General features: G+C 66.6%; 10 protein-coding genes and 1 pseudogene. 3 read left to right on the forward strand and 8 right to left on the reverse strand.

Annotation, left to right across the window (positions count from 1 at the left end):
- Window positions 1–14: 14 nt before the first annotated feature.
- The 6 genes from AC3FKG_RS22930 to AC3FKG_RS22955 form a co-directional block, all read right to left on the reverse strand.
- The gene (locus AC3FKG_RS22930) at window positions 15–755 is read right to left on the reverse strand and encodes a GntR family transcriptional regulator (protein WP_488744213.1); all 741 of its coding nucleotides are present in this window, start codon (window positions 753–755) and stop codon (window positions 15–17) included.
- 112 nt (window positions 756–867) lie between these two features.
- The gene (locus tag AC3FKG_RS22935; protein WP_488744214.1) at window positions 868–1,893 is read right to left on the reverse strand and encodes a Bug family tripartite tricarboxylate transporter substrate binding protein; all 1,026 of its coding nucleotides are present in this window, start codon (window positions 1,891–1,893) and stop codon (window positions 868–870) included.
- 64 nt (window positions 1,894–1,957) lie between these two features.
- A complete protein-coding gene (locus AC3FKG_RS22940; protein WP_488744215.1) occupies window positions 1,958–2,974 on the reverse strand; it encodes an Ldh family oxidoreductase in 1,017 nt (338 codons plus the stop codon).
- Window positions 2,971–3,906, reverse strand: coding sequence for a hydroxyacid dehydrogenase (locus tag AC3FKG_RS22945; RefSeq protein WP_488744281.1), 936 nt, complete (start codon window positions 3,904–3,906; stop codon window positions 2,971–2,973). Before AC3FKG_RS22945 ends, AC3FKG_RS22940 begins: the two co-directional genes overlap by 4 nt.
- A complete protein-coding gene (locus tag AC3FKG_RS22950; RefSeq protein ID WP_483712249.1) occupies window positions 3,906–5,081 on the reverse strand; it encodes a UxaA family hydrolase in 1,176 nt (391 codons plus the stop codon). The genes AC3FKG_RS22945 and AC3FKG_RS22950 overlap by 1 nt, the downstream gene beginning before the upstream one ends.
- Window positions 5,082–5,139: 58 nt before the next feature.
- Complete coding sequence (locus AC3FKG_RS22955; protein WP_483712250.1) at window positions 5,140–5,421, reverse strand: UxaA family hydrolase; 282 nt, start codon at window positions 5,419–5,421, stop codon at window positions 5,140–5,142.
- Window positions 5,422–5,819: 398 nt separating this feature from the next.
- Between AC3FKG_RS22955 and AC3FKG_RS22960 the strand changes: the two genes are divergently transcribed.
- Complete coding sequence (locus AC3FKG_RS22960; RefSeq protein ID WP_483712252.1) at window positions 5,820–6,278, forward strand: universal stress protein; 459 nt, start codon at window positions 5,820–5,822, stop codon at window positions 6,276–6,278.
- A gap of 134 nt (window positions 6,279–6,412) precedes the next feature.
- Window positions 6,413–6,730: a DUF1840 domain-containing protein gene (locus AC3FKG_RS22965; RefSeq protein ID WP_488744216.1), complete on the forward strand. Its 318-nt coding sequence runs from the start codon at window positions 6,413–6,415 to the stop codon at window positions 6,728–6,730.
- Window positions 6,731–6,754: 24 nt separating this feature from the next.
- Here the strand turns inward: AC3FKG_RS22965 and AC3FKG_RS22970 are convergent, their stop codons facing one another.
- Together AC3FKG_RS22970 and AC3FKG_RS22975 are read right to left on the reverse strand one after the other, a co-directional pair.
- Window positions 6,755–7,714, reverse strand: a complete 960-nt coding sequence (locus AC3FKG_RS22970; protein ID WP_488744217.1) for a pirin family protein — start codon at window positions 7,712–7,714, stop codon at window positions 6,755–6,757.
- Between the two features lie 34 nt (window positions 7,715–7,748).
- Window positions 7,749–8,396, reverse strand: a complete 648-nt coding sequence (locus tag AC3FKG_RS22975; protein WP_483712257.1) for a TetR/AcrR family transcriptional regulator — start codon at window positions 8,394–8,396, stop codon at window positions 7,749–7,751.
- Window positions 8,397–8,495: 99 nt separating this feature from the next.
- On the opposite strand from AC3FKG_RS22975, the pseudogene AC3FKG_RS22980 reads away from it, so the two are divergent.
- Window positions 8,496–8,866, forward strand: a pseudogene (locus tag AC3FKG_RS22980) (AMP-binding protein); the annotation flags it as partial.
- Window positions 8,867–9,009 lie beyond the last annotated feature (143 nt).

The raw sequence follows: 9,009 nt of genomic DNA on the forward strand, positions 1-9,009 counted from the left end.
CCCCCCGCGGCATTTCAGGGCTGCGACAGCACGAACTCGTGGCTGCTGGTATCGACGCGCGAAACCCGATATTCGATGCGCTCGTCGTGATACGACGAGGCCACCCTCAGGATCTTCAGCAGCGAAGTGCCGACCGGCACGCCGAGCAAAGCCTCGTCGTCTTCATCCGCCAGCGCGGAACGCATGCGTTCCTCGGTGCGGATGATGTTGATGCCGAAGGCATCCTGGTAGAAGTTGTAGAGCGTGTTCGGCCGCTCGCGCAGCTGCTTTTCCGTCAGCGTCCTGAACCGTTCTTCCGGCACCGTGATGGCGTCGATCATGACGGGCTCGCCTTCGAGCGACAGCACGTTGGTGAAGCGGAACACGGCTGCGCCGACTGCCAGCCCGAGCGCGGTGGCCTCTTCCTTGTCCGCCTTGGCCCGGCGGAACCTGGCGAGCTGGACGGTGGGAAATTCGCGATGCCCGTCCTGCCGGACGATGCGGAAGAAGCGGAAGAAATGGTCTTCCTGCCGATGCGTGGCCACGAAGGTCCCGCGGCCCTGGTGGCGGATCATGATGTTCTCGGCCACCAGTTCGTCGATCGCCTTGCGCAGCGTGCCGATCGACACGCCGAAGCGCTCGATCAGCTTGCGTTCGGACGGAATGACCTCGCCCGGCTTCCACTCGCCTTCCGCCAGTGCGGCGAGTATTGCCTGCTTCACATCCTTGTACAGGACACCGCCGATGGCGCTGCCTGCGTCAAATCTCGCGCCCACGTTAGGATCCCCTGAGATAAGCGTGCCGGGCGGCCCGGACGGCCGCGCCATGCAATTCCGATAGAACAAGGCCGGATGATATCAAGCCGCTGCCCGGCGCCGCCGCCCGCGCCTATTCGACCCGGATCTGCTTCTCCTCGATCAGCTTCGCCCAGCGCGTGACCTCGGTATTGAAGTACTCGTTGAACGGCGGGCTCTGCGGCGCCGGCGTGAAGCCCGCGGCCACGATGCGCTCACGCATGGCGTCGGTCTGCAGCAGGCGCCCGACCGAAGTGGCGACCTTCTCGACGATAGGCCGCGGGGTGCCCGCCGGCATCATCAGCCCTGTCCAGTTCTCGACGATGAGTTCCGGGAACCCGGCTTCGGCCACGGTCGGGACATCGGGCAGTTGCGGATGCCGCTCGCGCGTCGTGACCGCCAGCGCGCGCAGCTTGCCGCCCTTCACATAGGCGATGGATTCCGGGAAATTGGAAAACACCACGTCGAGCTGGCCACCGATAAGGTCGGTCATCGACGGCGCGCCGCCCTTGTACGGAACATGGGTAAAACTGGAGCGGGTCTGGCTTTCGAACAAGGCCAGCGTCAGGTGCGGCGGCGTGCCGTTGCCGCTTGAACCGGCATTGAGCCTGGCCTTCTGCGCGGCGGCGGCAAGGTCCTTCATGGACTTGACCGGCGAATTCGCCGGCACCACCACCAGCATCGGCGACGACGCAATGCGCACCACCGGCACAAGGTCCTTCTGCATGCTGAACGGCAGCTTCGGGAACAGGGTCGCGTTGGAAGCATGCGTCAGCGTGACAGCCAGCCAGGTGTAGCCATCCGCCGGCGACTTGGCGACCTGGTCGGCGCCGATATTGGCATTGCCGCCGGGCTTGTTGTCGACCACGATCGGCTTCTTCCACTCCTCCGACAACTGCTGGCCAACCAGCCGCGCCATGATGTCCGTCAGCCCGCCGGCCGAGAACGGCACCACATAGCGAATTGGCTTGTTCGGATAGTCATTGGCGGATGGGACCGGAACGCTTCCCTGTGCCGCCGCTGGCGAGGGCGCCAGCCACGCGAACGTCGATACTGCGGACAACGCTACAAGCGCGCGGGCAGCCAGCCTGAACGCCGGGCGAATCGAGCCTCGATGCATGGTGTGTCTCCGTTTGGGGTCGCCGGCCCGCTTCCTGGCGGGTCCGTTGTCGATGGGGAATGGCCTACGCTTTCACCTCCTCGCCGGCGAGCGACAGCAGTTCGGCAAGCTGTGCTTCCGGTATTTCAATGCCATGTTCCTGCGCTTCCGACTGCAGCGTGTAACGCCGCGCGCCGGGTAACCGCGTGCCCTCATCACCCAGCATCGCGTGCAGCAGCGCCTCGACCCGTTCCCCATAGACATCCGAGCCGGCGAAAGCGCCCGGATCAAGCACGAGGAACAGTTGCCCGATGCGCGGCCGGTTGCCGGCATCGGTGAAGAACGAATCCGCTTCCGCGCCAAACTGCGCGCCGGCGAGCGTAGTCACCAGCAGCTCCACCATCAGCGCCAGCATGGCGCCCTTGACGCCGCCCGCAGGCAGCATCGAGCCGCGCAGCGCCGCCTGCGCATCGGTGGTCGGCTGCCCCTCTTCGTCGAGCGCCCAGCCGAGCGGAATCGGCTTGCCCTGCTTGGCCGCGACCATGATCTTGCCGCGCGCGACTTCGGACAGCGACAGGTCGATCAGGACCGGCTGCCGGCCCGGCCGCGGAAACGCTGCCGCAATCGGATTGGTGCCGAACAGCGCTCGCTTGCCACCCCAGGCCGGCATCGCCGCCGGCGAATTGCCCATGGCGATGCCCACCATGCCGGCGCGGGCCACGGTATCGAGCGGCAACCCGGCGGCGCCGAAGTGATGGCTGTTGGCGACGGCGGCGACGCCCACGCCGGTGTCGCGCGCGCGGCGCATGGCCTCGGCGATCGCCAGCTCGCAGGCCGGAAAGGCAAACCCGCTCCCGGCATCGACCAGCGCCGCGCTGGCACGGACACTGCGCACCACTGGCACCGCCTGCCCGTCGACACGGTCATGGCGCAGATGCCCGACGTACATCGGCACGCGCGAAACGCCGTGCGAGGCCAGGCCCATGGCATCGGCCCGCACCAGCGCCGCCGCCGTCGCCTGCGCCTGCAAGGCGCTCGCTCCAGCCCGGCGCAAGGCGGCCCGCGCCAGCGCTTCCAGCTGCCCCATCGGGACTCGGCTCATGACAGGGTCTCCAGCGTTTGCCGCACCTGCGCGGCGATCATCATCGACACGCGCGCATTGGCCTCGCGCGTGACGCCGCCGATATGCGGGGTCAGCACCAGGTTGCGCACGCCCGCCAGCACGCTTTGCGCGGGCAGCGGCTCGGCTTCGAACACGTCGAGCGCGGCACCGCCCAGGTGTCCGTCGCGCAGCGCGCGGGCCAGTGCGGCCTCGTCCACGACACCGCCGCGCGCCGTGTTGATAAGCACCGCCCCGGGCTTCATGGCGGCAATGCGCTGCGCATTCATCAGGTGCCGCGTTGCGGCCACCAGCGGGACATGCAGGCTCACGGCATCGGAGCGCGCCAGCAGCACATCCAGTGCAACGCCTTCCACGCCGGTAGCGGACCAGGCCGGATCGTCAGCGGACAGCATCGGATCATGCGCCACCACCTGCATGCCGAACGCCTGCGCGAGCGCGGCGGCCTGCCGGCCGATATCGCCGAAGCCGACCAGGCCCAGCGTCTTGCCCAATGCTTCGCGCCCATCCGACAGGCGCGCACGGGGCCAGCTGCCATCGGCCAGTTCCGCGCTGCTGGCATAGGCGCCGCGCAGCAGCATCGCGGCCGTGGTCACGACGTATTCGGCCACGGAGCGCGCGTTGGCGCCCGAGGCCGGAATCACGCGGATGCCGCGGTCGCGGCACGCCGCGACATCGATATTGTCGAGCCCCACGCCGAGCCGCCCGACCACGCGCAGCGCGGGCGCGCGCTCGAGCAGCGCCGCGTCGACCTGGGTGCGGTTGCGCACGATCAGCGCATCGGCCCCGGACAGCGCGTCGAGCAAGGCGCCGCGCTGGTCCACCCAGCCCGGCTCGTAGCGCACGTCGAAGCCGGGCGTGAGCGCCTGCACCGCGGCCGGGTCCATGAACTCGCTGATGCAGATGCGCCTCATCATGCGGACTCGTGGATGCGGGTCAGCACGAACTCGCGGTGGCCGAGCGCCTCGGCTGCCGTCCAGCGGCCATTGACGGTTGCCAGCATGCATTCGAGCAGCTTGTCGCCGGTCTGGTCCAGCGTCTGCTCGCGCTGCAGCAGGCCGGAGCAGTCGACGTCCATGTGCTCGCTCATCAGCCGCACCGTGCGCGGGTTCGCGCAGAGCTTGATTACCGGGACAATCGGGTTGCCGATCACGTTGCCCTGGCCCGTCGGGAAGAAATGGACGACGTATCCCGCGGCGGCGCACAGCGTCACCATCTCGGCCGCCGCGGACGACGAATCCATAAACCACAGGCCCGGATGGGTCGGCTCCTCGGCCTTGTCGAGCACGCCGTCGACCGTGCATTTCTTGCCGATCTTCTGGATATTGCCGAGCGCCTTCTCTTCGATGGTGGTCAGGCCGCCGGCGATATTGCCCTTGGTCGGCTGGGACTCGGACAGGTCCGAGGTCTTCCAGCGGTCGATCATGCCCTGGTAGCGCTCGAACATCGCCATGAACTGGTGGCGCACGTCGTCATTGGCGCAGCGCGCCGCGACGATATGTTCGCCGCCGGTCAGCTCCGAGGTCTCGCCGAACACCAGCGTGGTGCCCAGCGGATGCAGCTTGTCGAACGCATTGCCCACGGTCGGATTGGCGCCGCAGCCGGACGTGGTATCCGACTCGCCGCACTTGGTCGACACCCACAGGTCGCCGATCGGGCATTCCACGCGATGCAGCGCGGTGGCGTACTGCACAAACTCCTTCGCTGCCTTGGAAGCACGCATGATGGTGTCGTGGTCGCCGTGCCCCTCGATGCCGAAGCCAACCACCGGCTTGCCGGTCTTGGCGATGCCATCAACCACGCGCTTGGTCCAGCCGTCCTCGATGCCGATCACCACCACCGCGGCGACGTTCGGGTTGCTGCCCGCGCCGATCAGCGTGCGGAAGTGCAGGTCCAGGTCCGGCCCGAATTGCAGTCGGCCGTACGGGTGCGGAATCGCCATGGTGCCCTTGATTGCGACGGCCACGGCCTCGGCGGCGGCATTGGAGAGGTCATCCAGCGGCAGGATGATGACGTGGTTGCGCACACCCACGCGACCATTGTCGCGGCGGTAGCCCCAGAAGGTGGTGTTTTGGTCGATCACGGACATGGCATGGCCCTCGGATTTGGAATGGATAGTGGTGGATGCGGGACGGCGGCGCGGCGGCTTACCAGCGCTTGGTCTTGATGTTATGGACGTGGGCGTGCTCGCCGGCCTTGATCGGGGCCACCACCTTGCCGATGTCGACGCCGTACTTGAAGACGGTGTCGTTGGGAGCCATGTCGCACAACGCCACCTTGTGGCCGATGGGAATCGGCTGGAGCGCCGTCACCGTGACGACCTTGTCCTCATCCATGATCCACGCATTCAGCCGGGTACCCGCCTGGATGCCTTCCACCACAGCCACCGCGACGGTGTCCTTGGCGTCATGCAGCACGACATGAATCATTTTGTTGTCTCCTGGGTTGTGGGGTGGTTTGTGGGATTCATCTTAGGAGAGGCTCTCGTCCATGTCAACTAGCTCATATATATGAGTTGGATGAATAAGGAGTTTGCCGACAGTGTTGGAGGCGCGTGTGTCCGCAAAGTGGTTCGCGCTGCATTCAGCAGCCAGCAAATGATCAAGAAAAGGACAGCGGCAAGTCCCGGCCGCCGACACCGCCGCCGTTCTTGCCGGATACTGTCGTGACTACGGTCCAGCTTTGCCGAACCGATCTCCGTCCTGCAAGGCTTCACGAACGCAGCCGGAAAAATACATCACAACATGATATATATTCAACCATGAAGGAACGCGTCGGCGCTGTGGCGGGGGGGCATGCAGGCTGACGGCCATCAAGGGGAACGGCGATGCCATTGTTTTCACGCATCCTGCTTTGCTATGACGGATCACGCGATGGCCGGCGGGCGCTTCGCTACGGCGCCGATCTGGCGCGGCAGCTTGGCGCGGAGGCCCACCTGCTGGCGGTGCTCGAGCACGCTTACTGGATCCAGGGGTTCGATGCCTTGGCAGGCGACGCGCAGATGGTCGAGGAACAATCCGCCCGGAGAATCCTGCGCGAAGGTGTCGACCGGCTGCGGGCATGCGGCATCGAGACCACCGGGCATTTTGCGACCGGCATCCCGATCGACCAGATCGCCCGCATGGCCAATACCTTGCACGTCGACCTGATCGTGGTGGGGCACAGCCGCTGCGGCGCGCTCAAGCGATGGTGGGCCGGCAATGGCAACGGCCTGCTGCTGGACAAGGTTTCCTGCAGCGTGCTGGTGGCGATCGACCAGGGCGAGCCGGAGGGCGGCGATGGCTGATGCCGTCGCGTCGGCCGCTGCGTACGGAACCTTGCAGGCAGCGTGTCCACGCACCGGGGCGGTGAGACGTTGTGGATGACATGGGGGCTCGGCGAAACGAGCGCCGCATCGCATCTGATCAAGGAGGAACTGACATGCTAGTGACCCTTCATTCGAAGGCGGCGCCGGATATCTCGATGCTGCGCGACCTGGCGCAATACCTGCTCGGCATCCTGGGCAAGCGCATCGGCGAGCGCGGCGTCATCGCGGCCGAGGAACTGCCCGAGGCCATCTGCAGGCTCGAAGCGGCGATCTCGGAAGACAAGGCGCTTCATGCCCCCGACGACGGCGCGGCCGGCCATGCCGACCGGGACGGCCGCAAGCGCATCATGCTGTCGCAACGCGCCTACCCGCTGCTCGACATGATGCGGGTCGCGCAACGCGAGCACGCCGATATCCTCTGGGGGGTGTGAGCCCCCCAGCCGGGACCCCGCGCGCTAGCGCCCCGGCTGCCTGATCTGCACGCCGGTCAGGTCCGGCGCCGCCAATCGCGGCGACGGGCTTCCCGTGACCTTGCCGAAGCGTGGATCACCGTTGTTCCAGTCCCGCGCGGCCGCTTCGATTTCCGCCTGGTTGCGCGCGACGAAGTTCCACCACACCAGGATGTCCTCCGCGAACGGCGCGCCGCCGATCACCAGCAAGCGCACCGGCCCCGAGCATTGCACGTCGAGCTGCGCCCGCCCGGTGCCCAGGTAGAGCAGCGTATCGACCGCCAGCGGCTCGCCTTCGATCCGCGCCTCCCCGCTCAGGACGAGCACGGCGTGCTCGAACCCTGCGTCAAGCGGCAACGATGCCTGGGCCGCCCCATCGGCCGTGAGGTCAAGCCCGGTCAGCGGGGAATGCACCTCGACCGGCGATGTTTCGCCGAAAACCGTCCCGACCAGCACCGTGACACGGAACCCGCCGTGCGCGGTAACCGGCAGTTCCGGATAGTTCCTGAACGCCGGCTTGCCATGGCGCCGGTCTTCGGGCAGGGCAATCCACAGCTGCGCCGCATGCAAGCCGCCGCCCTGCGGCGTGACGGAGTCCTCTGCGTGGGAGATGCCGTGCGCGGCCGTCATCAGGTTGACCTGACCCGGCCGGATGACCTGCTCGGAGCCCAGGCTGTCCCGGTGCATGACCTCGCCTTCGATCATCCACGTGAATGTCTGCAGGCCGATATGCGGATGCGGACCCACGCGCAGGCCATCGCCGGGCCCGAACACGATCGGGCCGGCATGGTCGAGGAAACACCAGGCGCCGACCATGCGGCGCTGGCGGCTGGGCAGTGCGCGATGGATGGCCAGTTCGCCGACCTCCGCCTTGCGCGTCGCGATGCGCTCCATCACGGGGTTGCCGGGGCACGCCGGGCAATCGCTGGACCGGGATACGCTGCGGTCCGCTGTGACATCACTCATGGCATTTCTCCTTGGCTCTTTCGGGACCACGCATTTACCCAAGCTCCTGCGTGATGTAGAGATAAAACGCCCGCGCCATCTCCGCCTCGAGCCTGCGGTCTGACAACCGGTACGTACCGGACCGGTTGACCAGCGTATAGACCAGCGTTCCCACCATGGCCTGGTAGGCAAAGCGGATGCGCGTTTCGAGTTCGGGCGAGGCGCCCGCGGGATGCAGCCGCGCCAGGCGCGGCACCACCAGTTCCACATAGTCCTGGTTCATGCGCTTGAGCGGGTCTTCGCCGGTAATGGCCCGTTCGATCAGCGACGCGCGCAGCACGCCCTCGTTGCGGTACGCCCACATGCGGTTGTTGCGCGCGAGCGATTCCACCACCTCGCGCAGCGTCATCTGGCCGGCATCGAACAACGCGACACGCTGCTCCATCCCTTCGCGCAACTGCGCGACCAGCAAGGTCTGCAAGGCGCGGAAGTAACTCTCCTTGCCATCGAAGCGGCTGTAGAACGCGCCCGTGGTCACGCCGGCATGGCCACAGATGTCCTGGATCGGCACCTGCTCCAGCGTGCGGTCGCGCAACAGGCGGCGGCCGGCTTCGAGCAACCGTTCCGTCGTCTTCCTGCCGCGCGAGTAGCGCGGCACCGCAAAACCTTCCTGTCCTTCCAGGGGCGTAAGGGCTTGTTTCATCGTGGCCGGAATCTGTGTGTCCGTGTTTTTCCAGTGTTGACAAGCTTAACAGCCGTCTTTAGTGTCAGCGCGATCATTGCCGAGCGAGACAACATTGCGTGGCTGCGCTGGGTCCCTGACGATGTTTCGCTCGTGGCGATGCCGGTCGCCCATATCGGCGGCACCGGATGGGGATTGCGCGGACTGCTGGCGGGCGCAAAAGGCGTTGTCGTGCGGATTTCGATTCGCGCCGCGTGCTGGACTTTATCGCCAACGACCGCATCAGCAAGCTGTTCCTGGTGCCGTCGGCGATCCAGATCCTGTTGCGCGACCCGCGTGCGCGGCAGGTGGACTACTCGCGCCTGCGCTACCTGGTCTACGGCTCCGCGCCGATGCCGGCCCACTTGCTGCGCGAAGGCATGGAAGTGTTCGGCTGCGGATTCGTGCAGACCTATGGCATGACCGAGACCACGGGCAGCGTGACCGGGCTGGCAACTTAAGGGCTGTTTGCTCTTCGGTTTTGCCGGCGTCGAGGTTCTTTGGTGATGACTGGGTTATCGTGCTTGGCAGGCGCGGCTGTTTCGCCGGGGGGGGCGGCGGAACACCCCCGGGCGGCCACAGCCGCGCCCCCACG

The organism is Cupriavidus sp. 22TCCZM04-2 (genome assembly GCF_057798895.1).